This is a genomic window from Streptomyces malaysiensis subsp. malaysiensis, assembly GCF_040653035.1.
Taxonomy (GTDB): domain Bacteria; phylum Actinomycetota; class Actinomycetes; order Streptomycetales; family Streptomycetaceae; genus Streptomyces; species Streptomyces malaysiensis.
Genome location: NZ_JBEZNG010000016.1, coordinates 148,796 through 164,336 on the forward strand (window position 1 = coordinate 148,796; position 15,541 = coordinate 164,336).

Sequence of the window (15,541 nt, forward strand, 5' to 3'; positions counted from 1 at the left end):
TCGACTGTGGGACTGGCCCCCGCCGCCACCTTACGCGGCGGGGGCACGCATCAGTTCTTCTCCGTGACCCCTGCGGAGTCGAACGTGGCCACCTCGTGCATCGCCCGTGCGGCGCTCTGCACCACCGGCAGGGCGAGCAGCGCCCCGGTGCCCTCGCCGAGCCGTAGATCCAGGTCGACCAGGGGGCGCAGACCCAGCTTGTTCAGGGCCGCCACATGGCCCGGCTCGGCGCTGCGGTGGCCCGCGATGCAGGCCGCCAGCACCTCGGGGGCGATGGCCCGGGCGACCAGCGCGGCGGCGCCCGCGCTCACCCCGTCCAGGATCACGGGCGTACGCAGCGAGGCGCCGCCCAGCAGCAGCCCGGCGATCGCGGCGTGCTCCAGGCCGCCGAACGCCGACAGCACACCGATGGGATCGGCCGGATCGGGCTGGTGCAGCTCGAGACCGCGCCGTACGACATCGATCTTGCGGGCGTGCATCTCGTCGTTGATACCGGTGCCGCGCCCGGTCACCTCGGCCGGGTCGGCGCCGGTGTAGATGGAGACCAGGGCGGCCGACACGGTGGTGTTGGCGATCCCCATCTCCCCGGTGAGCAGCGCCTTGTTACCGGCGGCCACCAGATCGCGGGCGGTCTCGATACCCACCTCGATGCCGCGCAGCACCTCCTCGCGGGTGAGCGCGGGGCCGACGGTGAAGTCCCCGGTGCCCGCCCGCACCTTGCGCGGCAGCAGCCCGGGGGTGCTGGGCAGATCGCTCGCCACCCCCACGTCCACGACGCACACCTCGGCGCCCACCTGGCTCGCGAAGGCGTTGCAGACCGCGCCGCCGCCCAGGAAGTTGGCCACCATCTGGGCGGTGACCTCCTGCGGCCAGGCGGTGACGCCCTGGGCGTGCACCCCGTGGTCGCCCGCGAAGACCGCGACGGCCGCGGGCTCCGGGATCGGCGGCGGGCACTGCCGGGACAGCCCGCTCAGCTGGGCGGAAATGATCTCCAGCATGCCGAGCGCACCGGACGGCTTGGTCATCCGCTTCTGCCGCTCCCACGCCTCGCCGAGCGCCTTGGCGTCCAGCGGGCGGATGCCCCGCAGGGTCTCCTGGAGCAGATTGTGCGGGTCCCCGCCGGGCAGGGTGCGGCGGCCGTACGTCTCCTCGTGGACGACCCAGGACAGCGGGCGGCGCTTGGACCACCCGGCCTTCATCAGCTCCGGCTCCTCCGGGAACTCGTCGACGTATCCGACGCACAGATACGCCACGACCTCCAGGTGCTCGGGCAGCCCGAGCTCACGCACCATCTCGCGCTCGTCGAAGAAGCTGACCCAGCCGACTCCGAGGCCCTCGGCGCGGGCGGCGAGCCAGAGGTTCTCCACCGCGAGCGCCGAGGAGTACGGCGCCATCTGCGGCTGGGTGTGGCGGCCGAGGGTGTGCCGGCCGCCGCGGGTGGGGTCGGCGGTGACGACGATGTTGACCGGGGTCTCGAGGATGGCCTCGATCTTCAGTTCCTTGAACTGCTTGGCCCGGCCCTTGGGGAGCGACTTGGCGTACGCGTCCCGCTGGCGCATGGCCAGGTCATGCATGGCACGTCGGGTCTCCGCCGAGCGGATCACGACGAAGTCCCACGGCTGGGAGTGGCCCACGCTGGGCGCGGTGTGCGCGGCTTCGAGGACGCGCAGCAGCACCTCGTGCGGGATGGGGTCGGACCGGAAGCCGTTACGGATGTCCCGGCGCTCGCGCATCACACGGTGGACTGCGGCGCGCTCAGCCTCGTCGTACCCGTCGGCGGGCGGGCCGAGGGGGATGGGGGCCGCCTCGGGCTCGGGCTCCGGGGCCGGCTCCGGCTCCGGCTCCGGTGCGGATTCGGGGGCCACTTCGGGGGTGGCGTCGGCGGCCGCGGGCTCGGGGGTTGTCTCGGGGTTGGCGTCGGCCGCTACGGGCTCGGGGGCCGACTGCGGGTCGGCGTCCGCTGCTTGGGGGCCGGTGGCCGTTTCGGGCTGGGGCACTGTTTCGGGCTCCGGCTCCGACTCGGGGGTGGCGGCCTCGGGCTCTGTGGCCGCGGGCTCGGGGGCTTCTTCCGGAGCCGTGGTCTCCGGTGCGGCGGATCCGGCCTCGGAGTCGGGGTCGGCCTCGGGGTCGGCGGCTTCCGGTGCGTTGGTCTCGGGGTCGGCGGCTTCCGGGGCGTTGGCCTCGGGCTCGGTGGGTGCGGGCTCGGTGGCTTCCGGAGCGTCTGCCTCCGGGGTATCGGCCTTCGGCTCCGCGGCTTCCTGCTCGGCGGCCTGGGGCTCGGACTCGGCGGGCTGGGGCTCGGTGGCTTCGCCTTCGGGCTGCTCCGCTTCGGGTGCGGTGGCCCCGGGTTCGGTGGGCTGAGGCCCGGTGGGCTCGGGCTCGGTGGGCTGGGCCGCCGCCTCTGCCTCGGGCTCCGCCGTGGGCTCGGTGGCTTCTGCCCCGGCCTCGGGCGCTGCCTCGGCCGCCGCTTCCGCCTCCGGTTCGGCGGGCGTCGCCGCGGCCTCGGCGGTCTCGGGTGCCTCGGCCTCGGGGGCCTCGTTCGCGGGGGCCTCGGCGTCCGGGGTGTCCGCCGCTTCGGCCTCGGGGGTCTGCTCCTCCGGCGGCTGCTCCTGGGCCTCGGGGATCTCCGCCTCGACGGCGGTCGGCTCGGGCTCCGGCTCGGCGGCCACCTGCTCAGGCGCCTCGGCGGGTGCCTCCTGTGTCACTGCCTCGGCCTCCGGTGCGGCCTCCGCTTCCGGTGCGGCCTCCGCTTCGGGCGCGGCCTCGGCCAGCGGCTCGGCGGGGGCCTCCTGCTGAGGCGCTTCCTGCTGGAGGGCCTCCTGCTGGGGCGCCTCCGTAGCGGCCTGCTCCTCGGCGGCGGACTCCTCGGGCTGAGGGGTCCCGTCGGCCACTATCGAGTGACCCGGGTCCACGGCGGTCTGCTCCACCGTTTCGGCGGACTGCTCCGGGAGTTGCTGAACGGCCTCCTGGGCTGGGGCCTCGGCGACGGGCGCTTGCGGCTCCTCGGCCGTGACCGGCTCATGGGCCAGCTGCGCCGGAATCTCCGGTGCGGGCTCCGCGACGGGCGCGGGGGCGGGGACGGGCTGGGGCTCGAGCTGCTCGACGACGGGCTCGTCCTGGGCCTGGGCCGGGATGTCGACCACCTGCTCCTCGGCCACGGCCGCCTGCGGGGCGGGCTCCATGACGGGCGCCCCGGCCTGGGCCGGGATGGTCGCGCCCGGCTGGTGCGGGTCCGCGACCGCCGGGTCCACATACACCTGGTCCATCGCGACCGGCTGCGCCTCGGGCGCCACCGCCTCGGGCTGGGCGAACTGCTGGGACGCGGGCTCCCCTTCGGGCGCCTCCGCGACCTGCGGCTCCTCGGCCGGACCGGCCGTCTCCACGGGCGCGGGTGCGGGCGCCGCAATGGGCGCCGCCTGCTGCATCGGCGGCGTGGAGTCCCAGGCGTCCCCCGGCGGCGGGGCGTCGACAATCTGCGAGAGGTCGGCGAGCTGGGGCCCGGGGAGCCGATTCGGGTCCTCGGGCCGCGGGGTGAAGTACTGCGGCCCGGCGGCGTACTGAGGCGCGGTGGAGTAGTCGGCCATCAGCGGCTGCTCAGCCATGACCGCCTGCTCCGGCATGGTCATCTGCTCAGCCATGATCGCCTGCTCGGGAGCCACGAACTGGTCAGGCGCGACGAACTGCTGCTCGGACAGCACGAACCGCTCATGCCCGGCGAACTGCTGCCCGGTCATCCCGCCCTGCTCAGGCACCGGGACACCCTGCTCAGGCACCGGGACACCCTGCTCGGGCGCCACCACACCCTGCTGGAGCCCCATCTCGTACTCGGGCTGAGGCTCGGGCTGGTGCGGCATCTGCGGCTGCGGCTCAGGCGCGACCTGCTCAGGCGCGACCTGCTCGGGCGCGACCTGCTCGGGCGCGACCTGCTCGGGCTCGGCCTGCGGCTGGGGCTCCGGCTGGCGTACGGGCGCGGCGTGCCGGCCCCCGGCCGGGCCGCGGTCGGCGAGCGAACGCACCACGCCGTTGGAGGTGTCGGGCACCGGCGGGCCCATGTGGAGCGGCCGCCGGGAGGGGGTGGCGGGGGCGCTGGGCGTCGCGTACGCGGCCGGGGCCGGCTGCCGTACGGGCTGTTCCGCCACGGGCTGTGGTTCGGGCATCTGGGTCTCGGCGTACGCGGCGGCGCCCGGGTCGAGCACACCGGCCTCGTACGCCCCGGTCTGGTACTGGGCCTGCTGTTCGCTCCAGGCGCCTTGGGCGCCGGGCATCAGCAGCAGATCGTCCTCATCGCCGACGTGTTCGGGCCCGTCGAGAAAGGTGTAGGCGGCTCCGGAGGGGACACCGGGCTGCGGCTGCTCGATGTAACCGGCGTCGGCAGGCGGGGCGTGGACATCCGCCGGGTGCGGGTGTCCGAGTCGTCCGCCTGCGTTCTCCGGCAGTCCCTCTCCCGGGACCTGGCCGGTGTCGGTCATGCGTACCCCTCGCCCATCGTCAGTGCTCCTTCCAACCGCCTACCACCGAGAGCAAGCCCCCTGAGCAAGAACGAGCGTGCGCCGTGCGCGGCACGTAGACACGCCCGAGGCTTGCCTACCGCGGCCCCACCAAGGGAGGGGCACATTCCGGCCTTTGGCCAATAAAGCACCGAACGCCGGGCAGCGGTAAAGGCAGTACAACGATCCGCCAGCCTACCTCGCGCACTGCCCGGGGCAGGTCATCGGGGCGAAGCTCGGGGCGAACGTCACAGGGACAAAATCACTGGTGCGGGCGGTGGCCGCAGAGCATGAAGGCGACCGCGCGCTCCCGTTCGGTCCAGCCCCGCGTGTCCAACTCGACGGACTGTGACAGCACGCATTCGACGGCGTAACCGCCGTCCTCCAGCGCCGCGCCGATGGCCTCCGCCTCGTCCCGGGTCGCGGCGTGGGTGACGATGCGCTCGGGGCGCCGGGCGGCGCACGCGGCGACGACGGGCGCGCCCCCACCGCCGATCCGCACCACATCCGGCTCCGGCAGGTCCTCCAGCACCTCGGGGGCGACGCCCTGGACGACCTGGATCTGCACGGCGAAGCGGCGGGCCAGGGTGGCGGTGCGCTCGCAGGCGTCCGGGTCGCGGTCGACGGCGATGACGGCGGCGCCGAACCCGGCGGTCTCGACGGCCGCCGCGCCGCTGCCCGATCCGATGTCCCAGACCAGGTCGCCCAGGCGGGGGCCGATGCGGGCGAGTTGGACGGCGCGCAGCTGCGTGGACTCGCTCTCGCCCAGCACGGTCCCGTACGCGGGGCCGGGCAGCGCCCAGCCGCGGACGGCGCCCGGGTAGCCGGGGTCGCGTCCGGCGATCCAGCCGCCGCCCTGGAGCGCGCCGCGGCCGGCACCGGCCGGTGCGCCGCCGCGGACGGGGGCGACGGCGGAGCCGCCGATGACGATGACCACGTTGGGGTCGCGCCAGGCGTGGTCGGCGGCCTTGTCGGAGGTCAGGACGGTGACCTGCTCGCGTTCCGTGCCCAGGGCCTCGCAGATGACGAAGGTGCGGTGCACCGGGCCGAGAAGCAGGGCGAGTTCGGCGGGCCCGGCGCCGGGCGAGGTGAGGACGGCGACCTTGGTGTGGGCGCGGCAGACGTTGACCGCGCGGCGCAGATCGCGGCTGTGGGCCACGACGACCTGGGCGTCGTCCCAGGGCATCCCGGCCCGTGCGAAGGCCGCGGCGACGGAGGAGACGGCGGGGACGACCTCGACCTCGAGCCCGTGCTCGGGGGCGCGCAGGGCGCGGACGACGCCGAAGAAGCCGGGGTCGCCGTCGGCCAGGACCACGGCGGAGCCACGGTGCTGGGCGATCCTGCGGGCCGCGAGGTCCACGCTGCCGAGCCGGATCCGCTCGGCGCCGGGCGGGACTTCGGGCAGCGCCAGGTGGTGGGCGGCGCCGGCCACGAGGGTGGCCGCGCCGAGGGCGGAGCGGGCCGCGTCCGTGAGCGGGGTGCCGTCCCAACCGATCACCGTGACGCGGTCGGCCATCGTCCTTGTTCTCCCGTATGTGTGGTGGGTTATGTGTGGTGGGTCGGGTGCGTCGCGGTGGGTGCGGATGCGTCGCGGTGGGGTGCCCATGAGGTTCACGGACGGGTCGCGGCCGGTGCGCCACGCATACCCGGGGCGTGGTCTCGGCTGCGGCCGAGGTGCGGGTGCCCGGCGCGGACAGAGAGTACCCCGGCTGGTCCGGACCGCCGGAGTGGGGGCGGGCGCGGGGGTGGTGCGCCGAGGGCGTGGACGGCGCGAGGGCGCCGGATCTCCGCCCCGGCCGGGGCGCGGTGGGGCGTCAGCCCCAGTCGGAGTAGCTGGGGTAGACGCCGAACCCCTCGGGTCCGGAGATCCGGTCGGGGGCGCCGTCGAGGTCCTCGGGGAGCAGGCTCCAGACGATGAGGTCGGTGCGCATATCGGTCCAGCCGCCGTCCTCCGTCTGGCTGCGGGCTATCCAGGAGTTGCGCAATACGCCCTCGCTGATGCAGCCGACCTTCTGGGCGACCTGCTGGGCGGCGGTGTTTCCGGCGGCGGTGCGCAACTCCAGGCGCTCGAACTTCTGGTCCTGGAACAGCCAGCGGGCCACGGCCAGCACCGCCTCGGAGGCATAGCCCTCACCGCGCGCCCAGTGGGCGACGATATAGCTGGCCTCGGTGGCCAGCAGCCGCCAGTCGGTATTGCTCAGATGCACGAATCCGACCAGCCGCTGGGTGAGGAATTCGGCGACCGCGAAGACGATTCCCCGTCCGGTGGTCCGTTCCGCCGGGGCGAGCCGCAGCGCCTGGTCGCGGGCGTCGCCGAGGCTGTACGGATAGGGCGCCCGGACCCAGGCGATGACGTTCTCGTCGTTCATCATGTCGGCGAGCGCGGGTATGTCCGCTTCCTCGAACGGGCGCAGCACCAGCCGTTCCGTACTGATGGAGATGTCCGGGAAGGTGGATGTCATGCGCCGCTCCGTAACCGGGGGTCGTTTCAGGGCCGTGGAAAGGCCCAGCATGCAGCATCACGCAGGTGAAATGCAGCACGGGGGGTGAATCGGAAGGCCCCGCATCCGGTTGTGGTCCGGATACGGGGCCCCGGGGATCCGCCCGCGGGCCGCGACGTTGGCGTGATCGTTGCGGTGGTGGCGGGGTGCCGCGGGTCAGAAGGACGGCAGTACGGAACCCTGGTACTGGTCCTCGATGAACTTCTTCACCTGGGGGGAGGTGAGGAGCTTGGCCAGCTTCTTCACGCGCGGGTCGTCCTCGTTGCCCTTCTTCACGGCCAGGAAGTTGGCGTACGGATTGTTCTTGGGCGATTCGAGGAGGATGGCGTCCTTGGCGGGCTTGAGGTCCGCCTCGATGGCGTAGTTGCCGTTGATGACCGCGGCGTCCACGTCGTCGAGCGACCGCGGCAGCTGGGCGGCCTCCAACTCCTTGAACTTCAGGCCCTTGGGGTTGGTGACGATGTCCTTGGGGGTCGCCTCGTTGCCGACACCGCTCTTGAGCTCGATGAGCCCATTGGCGTCCAGCAGCTTCAGCGCGCGGGCCTCGTTGACCGTATCGCTGGGGACGGCCACGGTGGCGCCCTTCTCGAGGTCACCGGCCTTCTTCACCTTGTGCGAGTAGAGGCCGAGCGGCTCGAGGTGCACGGTGACGACGGGCACGATGTCGGTGCCCTTCTTCTTGTTGAAGTCGTCGAGGAACGGCTGGTTCTGGAAGTAGTTGGCACCGACCGAGCCGTCCTGGGTGGAGAGGTTCGGCGTGTTGTAGTCGGTGAACTCCTTGACCTCCAGCTCGAGGCCGGCCTTCTTGGCCAGGTGGTCCTTGACGTAGTTGAGTATCTCCGCGTGCGGGACGGGGCTCGCGGCGACGATCAGCGGGCCGTTCTTGTCGTCCGACGAATCCGAGGAGCCGCAGGCGGCGACACCGAGGGCGAGGGCGCCGGCGGCGAGGACGGCGGTGACGGTCTTGGTGGTGTTACGCACGAAAAGTGCCTTTCTTCAAGGGCGCACGAATCCGCCGCGGGTGCGGACGCGGATGTCGGACGGGGCGGTACGGGGTGGTGGTTCGGGGGGCAGGGGTCGGGGGCTCAGAGCACCTTGGTCGGCTCCGCGGACTCGAGTTCGGCGGGCGCGGTCCGCGGCTCCGGGGCCGGAGCGGGCTTCCCGGCCCGGGGCGCGCCGCCGCGCAGCAGCCTCAGCCGCGGGGCGACCGAGGAGCGGCCGCGGTGCGACAGGCCGCGGGCGGCGAGGTCGCCCGCGAACTGGATGACGGAGATGACCAGCGCGAGGATCGCGACGGTGATCCACATCAGCTCGGTCTCGAACCGCATATAGCCGTAGCGGACCGCCAGGTCACCCAGGCCACCGGCGCCGACCGTGCCGGCCATCGCGGAGTAGCCGATGAGCGCGACGACCGTGGTGGTCGCGCTGGAGATCAGCGCGGGCAGCGACTCGGGCAGCAGCACCTTGCGGACGACGGTCCAGGTGGAGCCGCCCATCGACTGCACGGCCTCCACCAGCCCGCCGTCCACCTCGCGCACCGAGGTCTCCACGAGCCGGGCGTAGAAGGGGATGGCGCCGATGGCCAGGGGCACGATCGCGGCCTCGGGGCCGATGGTGGTGCCCACGATGGCGCGGGTGAAGGAGATCAGGGCCACCATCAGGATGATGAACGGCATGGAGCGGGCGATGTTGACGATCTGCCCGAGGACCTTGTTCACCACGACGTTCTGGAGCACTCCGCCGCGGTCGGTGAGGACCAGCAGCACACCGAGCGGCAGTCCGCCGACGACGGCGATCAGCGCCGACCAGCCGACCATGTAGAGGGTGTCCCAACATGCCTGCTCCAGCAGGGGCTCCATCTCGGACCAGGTCACTTGGCGCCCTCCTTGAGCAGCGGGGTCGGGTTCGCGCGCGGGCCGTCGGCGATGGCCGCCACATCGACCTGGAGGCCCTGCTCCCGCAGGAAGCCGATCGGGACGACGTTCTCCTCGAACCGGCCGGGCAGTTCGATCCGCATCCGGCCGACCTGGTGGCCGCCGACGGTGTCCATCGCGGCGCCCAGGATCGAGATGTCGATGTTGTACGTACGGGACAGCTGGGAGATGACCGGCTTGGTGGCCGCCTCGCCCTGGAAGGTGACGTCCACGACCGTGCGGTCCTCGCCCGAGGGCACCCCGCCGACCGGGAAGAGCTCCTGAGCCAGTTCGGAGCCGGGGGTGGCCAGCAGCTCGGTGACCTTGCCGGACTCCACGATCCGCCCGTCGCGCATCAGCGCGGCCGAGTCGCAGATCCTCTTGACGACGTCCATCTCGTGCGTGATGAGCAGCACGGTCAGGCCCAGTTGCTCATTGAGGTCGCGCAGCAGCTGGAGGATCGAGCGGGTGGTCTCGGGGTCCAGCGCGGAGGTCGCCTCGTCCGAGAGCAGCACCTTGGGGTCGCCGGCGAGCGCGCGGGCGATGCCGACGCGCTGCTTCTGGCCGCCGGAGAGTTGCGCGGGGTACGCCTTCGCCTTGTCGCCGAGGCCCACCAGCTCCAGCAGCTCCAGGGCCTTGCGGGTGCGCTCCTTGCCGGAGACACCGAGGATCTCCAGGGGCAGTTCGACGTTGTCCCGTACGGTGCGCGAGGAGAGCAGGTTGAAGTGCTGGAACACCATGCCGATGCGGCTGCGGGCCCGGCGCAGCGCGGAGCCGGCCCCCTGCCCACGCCCGGCGAGCGCGGTGAGGTCCTGGCCGGCCACGGTGACCGTGCCGGAGGTGGGGCGCTCCAGGAGGTTGACGCAGCGGATGAGGGTGGACTTCCCGGCGCCGCTCTGGCCGACGACGCCGTACACCTCACCCTCGCGGACATGCAGATCGACGCCGTCGAGGGCGGTGACCTCGCGGCCTCGTGAGCGGTAGACCTTGGTCAGGTCCGTGGTGGTGATCACAGGGTTTCCGTCACTGTTGAGTGCACGGCGGGTTGTGCCGCCGGGCACGGCTCGTTCATTGCGGAACGCGGCAGGGCGGACCCGAGGGCATGCGCGGTGTGTGGGCGCGTTTCGGGTTCCGGTGACGCGGGGCGGCGCGGTCCGGCGCGCTGGCGCACGGATCCGCCTCAGCGGGTCTCGCTTCGGGGCGCGAGGCTCGTGCGGGGGCCCTCAGCAGTCACACATTCGACACCGACAACGAGCACCGGGCGCGGGAATCGCCTCGGTCGCAAGGATGCGGCAGCTCGTCGTGGTCATGGGCGCAAGTAAAGCAGACACCAGTGCGGGCCCATCAAGAGCGTCCGTATAGCGGACGCCCTTGACCGGTCCGTGGACAGTGGCGAGGTGTACGGCAACCGGTTCAGACCCGGCAGGTGATCTCCACTCCCCCGTCGGAGACCTGTACGGACACGGCCGAGAGGTCCTCGACCACGATGTCGGCGACCAGCTCCTCGCGGCTCGTCGTTGTGGCCAATGCCACGGTCCGCATCCCGGCCGCGCGGCCCGACGCGAGCCCGGCCGGGGCGTCCTCGAAGACCACACAGCGCGCCGGGTCGACTCCGAGCCGCTCGGCGGCCAGCAGGAACGGCTCGGGGTCGGGCTTGCCGCGGGTGATGTCATCGGCGCTGATCAGCGTCCCGGGGCGTATCCCGACCTCGGCGAGGCGGGCCTCGGCCAGCGGGCCGTTGGCGGAGGTGACCACGGCCCAGCGCGCGGCGGGCAGCGCCGCCAGCAGCTCGGCGGTGCCCGGGAGCAGCTTCACCCCGCCCGGTACGTCCTCCAGCTCCAGCTCGTCGATGCGCGCCCGGGCCCGCGGGGCGCGGTCGGCGGGCAGCAGATCGGCGATGATGTCGTCGGCCGGGCGGCCGTGCAGCTCGACCCGTGCGAAGTCCTCCGGCGCGATCCCGAACTCCCCGGCCCAGCGGGTCCAGCAGCGCCGGACCGAGTCCAGGGACGAGACGAGGGTTCCGTCGTTGTCGAACAACAGCGCGTCAGCGGAGATCTTCATGAGCCGCAGCGTACGTGGGGGCGGCGGACGCCCGTGGGCGCGGGGCCGAGCGAGGCGCTGTCGGCGGGGCCGATTACCCTCGTTCCATGCTTGTCACTCCCTGTGTGCGCCGCCGTCGGGTGCGCCGCCGCACCGCGCGGAGGTCGTGTTGATCGACGCGCTGACGGTCGCGCTCGGTGCGACCGCGCTGCTCCTCGCCGCATGGTGCGGCTTCGCCGCCTACCGGGACCAGCCGACCAAGGACTGGCACTTCATCGGCATGGCCCTGGTGGCCCTGCTGGCGGTCGTGCAGCTGGTCATAGGGGTGGTGCGGCTGGCGGGCGGTGCCGACCCCGAGCAGGGTGTGGCCATCTTCGTGGCGTATCTCATCGGCTCGGCGCTCGCGGTGCCGATAGCGGGGTTCATGTCGCTCGCGGAGCGGACCCGCTGGGGGTCGGCGACGGTCTCCGCGGCGGCCGTGGTGCTGGCCGTGCTCGAAGTGCGGCTGTACGACATCTGGGGAGGCGTCGGTGGCTGAATCACAGGAGGCGTCGGTGGCCGGGGACCCGGCGGCCGGGAAGCCGGGATCGGCCGCGGCCGGGAAGCCGGAGTCCGCCGCGCGCACCGGGCTCGGCCAGGGCCCCGGGCGGCTGCTGGTGATGGTCTACGGGGTCTTCACCGTGGCCGCCGCGTCCCGCTCGATCTACCAGCTGATCGCCCAGTACCAGGAGGCCCCGCTCGCGTACATCCTCTCGGCGGTCTCCGCCGCGGTGTACGCGTTCATCACGGTCTCGCTGGTGCGCGGCGGCGAGGGCGCGCGCAAGGCGGCGTTCGTCTGCTGTGCGGCGGAGCTGGTGGGAGTGCTGACCGTGGGCACCTGGACCCTGGCCGACCCCTCGGCCTTCCCCGACCAGACGGTGTGGTCCGACTACGGGATGGGCTATCTGTTCATCCCGATCTTCCTGCCGGTCACCGGCCTGATGTGGCTCCGCAAGGCCCGCCGGGGCTGAGAGCTGTGTCATGTCCCCGGCCGGGCGTGCGACGCCTGGCACGCACGCTGATCCGACCGGGGATATGACACAGGCTCTGACCGACGGCGGGCCCGGGCCCGGGTGCGTGTCAGACGCCCCGGCGGGCCCGGGCCCCCGGGCCCGTCAGGCGCTGGCGGCGTACGCGGTGACGGAGGCGTCCTTCTCCAGCGTCACCAGGCTCAGCCGGCGGTTGACCTCCTCGGTGCCCACCTGGGCGTAGCCGTAGCGGCGGTACAGCCGCAGATTGCCCTCGCTGCGGTGGCCGGTGAACAGGCGGTACCGCTTGGCGGCCCGGTCCTCGGTCAGCCGCCCCTCGATCGCGGCGAGCAGCCGTCCGCCCAGGCCATGGCGCTGCATCCGGGGATGGACGATCAGCTTGCCGATGGCGGCGGTCCCCTTCTCGTCGACGATCCCGCGGACCGAGCCGACGACCTCCTCGCCGAGCCGGGCGACGAGCACGCAGCCCTCGCTCAGTTCGGCGCGCAGGTCGTCGAGCGACTGCGTCAGCGGTTCGATCGAATAGTCGCCGTAGAGCTCCGCCTCGCCCTGGTAGCACAGATACTGCAACTTCAGGATCTGCTCGGCGTCGTCCGCGGTCGCCGCGGAGATGGTCACGCTCATGCCCATGTGCGCATGCCTCCCCTTTGTCGTCAGTCCACCGGTCGCGGTGAGGGTAGGAGTGCGACCGGGGGTTCATGGCCTGGGTGGAGGCGCCGCGTGGTCGGCGTCCGCCTCCGAGGCGCCGGTTGTCTATCGCTCCTTTCCCCACGGTTCAGGAGCCGCAACCTCCGCCGTGAGCATTCTGCGCAGGCAACCCAGACATCGGGAACGTACCGGGCCCAGACTCCCCTGTGACATTCCCAACTGACCGGCGATCTCGCGGTACGTCGGGTCGGAGCGGGAGAGCATCGCCGTGAGCAGCGCGGGGCAGCGACCGGGCAGCCGGCGCACCGCCGCGCGCAGCGTCCGGCGGGTCTCCGCGGCCAGTACGGCGTGTTCGGCCGGACGGGGCTCGGGCCCGCTGGGCGGGCCGCCGGCCACCGGGTCGTACGGCACCTCGCGGCGCGCCCGGCGCCTTGCCCCGCGCACCTCGGCCCGTACGGCCCAGCGCAGCCAGCGGGCGGGGTGGGGCGGCGGTCCGGTGTCACGGGTGCGTTCCAGCAGCCGTAACCAGACGGCCTGTTCGAGTTCGGCGGGCTCCACGCCGACGCCGTGTGCCTCGGCCGCCGCCTCGGCGGCCAGCAGCGGGCCGAGCTGCTTCACAAAGTCCATGCCGGGCGGGACGTGCCCCGGTCGTGGGGCGGTTGCCCGGTGACCGAGGTCTCACCCGACCGGGGCAACGGAGGGGCCGCGCCTTGACGCGTGGCCCCTCCGTCCCTCGCCTACGCGCGGATCACTTGCGGAAGTCCGCCGCCGCGAGCAGCGCGGTGTCCGCGTTGTCGGAAAAGATTCCGTCGATTCCGGTCGCGAAGTATGCCTTGAACGCTCCGAAAGCGTCACCGTAGGCATTGGGGTCGGTGCCGCGCCGGAAGTCGGCCGGGAGGAAGGTGTTCTCGTTGCGCATGGTGTACGGGTGCAGGATCAGCCCCGCCGCGTGCGCGTCCTTCACCACACTGGTCGGCGTGCCCAGCTTGCCGTCCGCCGTGCGCGGGATGATGACCGACAGATCGGGGCCGATGCCCTGGGCATAGCTCGCGATCCACTTGAGCCCCTCGGGCTTGACCAGGTCCCCGACCGTGCGCGGGTCGTTCGCCTCGACGAAGTCCCAGGGCCGGCTGTCGACGGTGGACAGCAGCACGACCCCCGGGGTGTCGACCAGCTTGCGCAGCCGCTGGATGCTGCTCGGCTCGAAGGACTGGAGGAACAGCGCCGCGTCCTTCTTGTGGCGGCCGTACCGGCGCAGCAGCTTGGCCAGCGGCTCCTCGAGGCCGAGGCCCAGCTTGCGGAAGTAGGTGGGGTGCTTGGTCTCCACGTACAGCCAGACGCGGCGGCCCCGCCTGCGGCCCTCGCGGTCGGCCCACTGGAGCACCTCTTCGAAGGTGGGCACCTCCCAGCGGCCGTCGTAGAGGGTGTTGCGCTGGCGGTTGCCCGGGATGCGCTCCTTGGCGCGCAGCGTCTTCAGCTCGGCGAGTGTGAAGTCCTCGGTGAACCAGCCGGTCAGCTTGGTGCCGTCGACCGTCTTGGTGGTCTTGCGGTCGGCGAACTCCGGGTGCGCGGAGACGTCCGTGGTGGCCGTGATGTCGTTCTCGTGGCGGCAGACCAGATGGCCGTCCTTGGTGGGGACCAGGTCCTGCTCGATGATGTCCGCGCCCATGTCCAGGGCGAGCTGGTACGAGCCGAATGTGTGCTCGGGCCGGTAACCGCTGGCGCCGCGGTGGCCGATGACGGTGGGAACCGGCAGCTCATGGCCCCGGCCGGACGCCCCCGCGGCGGTCGCCGCACCCGGCGCCGTCTGCGTGCCCGCGGCCGTCGCCGTGCCCGCGCCGCTCAGCGCCATCGCTCCCGCACCGAGGGCCGCGGCCCCCAGCAGGGTGCGCCGTCCGGGCTGTTGCTCCCGCTCCATCAGCACTCCTTGATGTGGTGTTCGACACCTGTCAATTCCGGTCAGAAGACTGGCTGATGGTAGGCGGGACCGGCTTTCCTACGGGAGACGTCGGGCGAAACGCGTGGGGAACGCGGGTCAACACTGCGTATCAGGTGGGTGAACCTGGTGTGCGCCGGGGTGCGACCGGCGAGTATCGTCCTCATCGGCGCTCCGGTGCGGTACGAGGTTGACGGACCGTACGACGGTGCGTCCCAGACCTTGACCCCGACCGGAGGGCCCGTGTCCCGATTCGCGTTTCTGAAGGCAACACTCGGTCCGCTGATGCGCCTGATGTTCCGCCCACGGGTCGAGGGGGCCGAGGGCATCCCGGGCTCGGGTCCGGTGATCCTCGCCGGGAACCACCTCACCTTCATCGACTCGATGATCCTGCCGCTGGTCTGTGACCGTCAGGTCTTCTTCATCGGCAAGGACGAGTACGTCACGGGCAAGGGCTTCAAGGGCCGGCTGATGGCCTGGTTCTTCACCGGTGTCGGCATGATCCCGGTGGACCGGGACGGCGGACGCGGCGGCGTCGCGGCGCTGATGACGGGCCGCCGGGTGCTGGAGGAGGGCAAGGTCTTCGGCATCTACCCCGAGGGCACCCGCTCCCCCGACGGCCGTCTCTACCGCGGCCGCACCGGTATCGCCCGGCTCGCGCTGATGACCGGCGCGCCCGTGGTGCCGTTCGCGATGATCGGGACCGACCGGATCCAGCCGGGCGGCAAGGGGCTGCCGCGGCCGGGCCGGGTGGGGGTCCGCTTCGGCGAACCGCTGGAGTTCACCCGCTACGAGGGCATGGACCGCGACCGCTATGTGCTGCGGGCCGTCACCGACGAGGTGATGAGCGAGGTCATGCGGCTGTCGGGGCAGGAGTACGTGGACATCTACGCCACGAAGGCGAAGTCGGCCGCGTGACGGCTGACGCCTGATGATCCGGGCGAACCGCGGCGGTCCGGTGTCCGGACCGCCGCGGTTCCGTGTCGGG

Annotated in this window: 13 protein-coding genes; 3 read left to right on the plus strand and 10 right to left on the minus strand. The window is 72.5% G+C overall.

Annotated elements, in window-relative coordinates; all coding sequences use genetic code 11:
- Nucleotides 1–50 precede the first annotated feature (50 nt).
- The 7 genes from cobT to AB0E24_RS28620 form a co-directional block, all read right to left on the minus strand.
- Entirely contained in the window at nucleotides 51–4,469 is a 4,419-nt protein-coding gene (cobT, locus tag AB0E24_RS28590) for a nicotinate-nucleotide--dimethylbenzimidazole phosphoribosyltransferase (protein ID WP_359381224.1), read from the minus strand.
- Nucleotides 4,470–4,749: 280 nt separating this feature from the next.
- A complete protein-coding gene (gene cbiE, locus AB0E24_RS28595; protein WP_359381227.1) occupies nucleotides 4,750–6,003 on the minus strand; it encodes a precorrin-6y C5,15-methyltransferase (decarboxylating) subunit CbiE in 1,254 nt (417 codons plus the stop codon).
- A gap of 298 nt (nucleotides 6,004–6,301) precedes the next feature.
- Nucleotides 6,302–6,949 (minus strand): GNAT family N-acetyltransferase, encoded by a 648-nt coding sequence (locus tag AB0E24_RS28600; RefSeq protein WP_099015510.1) that lies wholly within the window; start codon nucleotides 6,947–6,949, stop codon nucleotides 6,302–6,304.
- Nucleotides 6,950–7,144: 195 nt separating this feature from the next.
- The gene (locus tag AB0E24_RS28605) at nucleotides 7,145–7,969 is read right to left on the minus strand and encodes a MetQ/NlpA family ABC transporter substrate-binding protein (RefSeq protein WP_093707278.1); all 825 of its coding nucleotides are present in this window, start codon (nucleotides 7,967–7,969) and stop codon (nucleotides 7,145–7,147) included.
- Nucleotides 7,970–8,073: 104 nt separating this feature from the next.
- Nucleotides 8,074–8,862, minus strand: a complete 789-nt coding sequence (locus AB0E24_RS28610; protein WP_069869723.1) for a methionine ABC transporter permease — start codon at nucleotides 8,860–8,862, stop codon at nucleotides 8,074–8,076.
- A complete protein-coding gene (locus AB0E24_RS28615) occupies nucleotides 8,859–9,914 on the minus strand; it encodes a methionine ABC transporter ATP-binding protein (protein ID WP_099015509.1) in 1,056 nt (351 codons plus the stop codon). The genes AB0E24_RS28610 and AB0E24_RS28615 overlap by 4 nt, the downstream gene beginning before the upstream one ends.
- 400 nt (nucleotides 9,915–10,314) lie before the next feature.
- A complete protein-coding gene (locus AB0E24_RS28620) occupies nucleotides 10,315–10,962 on the minus strand; it encodes an HAD-IA family hydrolase (RefSeq protein WP_359381234.1) in 648 nt (215 codons plus the stop codon).
- 148 nt (nucleotides 10,963–11,110) lie between these two features.
- Here AB0E24_RS28620 and AB0E24_RS28625 point away from each other — a divergent pair, with 148 nt between their 5' ends.
- A complete protein-coding gene (locus AB0E24_RS28625) occupies nucleotides 11,111–11,479 on the plus strand; it encodes a hypothetical protein (protein ID WP_093707085.1) in 369 nt (122 codons plus the stop codon).
- Between the two features lie 16 nt (nucleotides 11,480–11,495).
- Nucleotides 11,496–11,951 (plus strand): hypothetical protein, encoded by a 456-nt coding sequence (locus tag AB0E24_RS28630; protein ID WP_069869719.1) that lies wholly within the window; start codon nucleotides 11,496–11,498, stop codon nucleotides 11,949–11,951.
- Between the two features lie 144 nt (nucleotides 11,952–12,095).
- Here AB0E24_RS28630 and AB0E24_RS28635 read toward each other — a convergent pair whose 3' ends face one another.
- From AB0E24_RS28635 to AB0E24_RS28645, 3 genes are all read right to left on the minus strand, one after another.
- On the minus strand, nucleotides 12,096–12,599 hold the full coding sequence (locus tag AB0E24_RS28635; protein WP_069869718.1) for a GNAT family N-acetyltransferase: 504 nt from the start codon (nucleotides 12,597–12,599) through the stop codon (nucleotides 12,096–12,098).
- Between the two features lie 123 nt (nucleotides 12,600–12,722).
- The gene (locus AB0E24_RS28640) at nucleotides 12,723–13,244 is read right to left on the minus strand and encodes a sigma-70 family RNA polymerase sigma factor (RefSeq protein WP_079259614.1); all 522 of its coding nucleotides are present in this window, start codon (nucleotides 13,242–13,244) and stop codon (nucleotides 12,723–12,725) included.
- Nucleotides 13,245–13,365: 121 nt separating this feature from the next.
- Entirely contained in the window at nucleotides 13,366–14,535 is a 1,170-nt protein-coding gene (locus tag AB0E24_RS28645; RefSeq protein ID WP_200764606.1) for a glycerophosphodiester phosphodiesterase, read from the minus strand.
- Nucleotides 14,536–14,796: 261 nt separating this feature from the next.
- Here AB0E24_RS28645 and AB0E24_RS28650 point away from each other — a divergent pair, with 261 nt between their 5' ends.
- Nucleotides 14,797–15,471: a lysophospholipid acyltransferase family protein gene (locus AB0E24_RS28650; protein ID WP_069869868.1), complete on the plus strand. Its 675-nt coding sequence runs from the start codon at nucleotides 14,797–14,799 to the stop codon at nucleotides 15,469–15,471.
- Nucleotides 15,472–15,541 lie beyond the last annotated feature (70 nt).

Bases quoted from the DNA above. Each gene is read 5' to 3' on its own strand.
- cobT (WP_359381224.1), bottom strand. From the start codon at position 4,469: ATGACCGACACCGGCCAGGTCCCGGGAGAGGGACTGCCGGAGAACGCA.
- cbiE (WP_359381227.1), bottom strand. From the start codon at position 6,003: ATGGCCGACCGCGTCACGGTGATCGGTTGGGACGGCACCCCGCTCACG.
- AB0E24_RS28600 (WP_099015510.1), bottom strand. From the start codon at position 6,949: ATGACATCCACCTTCCCGGACATCTCCATCAGTACGGAACGGCTGGTG.
- AB0E24_RS28620 (WP_359381234.1), bottom strand. From the start codon at position 10,962: ATGAAGATCTCCGCTGACGCGCTGTTGTTCGACAACGACGGAACCCTC.
- AB0E24_RS28635 (WP_069869718.1), bottom strand. From the start codon at position 12,599: ATGGGCATGAGCGTGACCATCTCCGCGGCGACCGCGGACGACGCCGAG.
- AB0E24_RS28640 (WP_079259614.1), bottom strand. From the start codon at position 13,244: ATGGACTTTGTGAAGCAGCTCGGCCCGCTGCTGGCCGCCGAGGCGGCG.
- AB0E24_RS28645 (WP_200764606.1), bottom strand. From the start codon at position 14,535: ATGGAGCGGGAGCAACAGCCCGGACGGCGCACCCTGCTGGGGGCCGCG.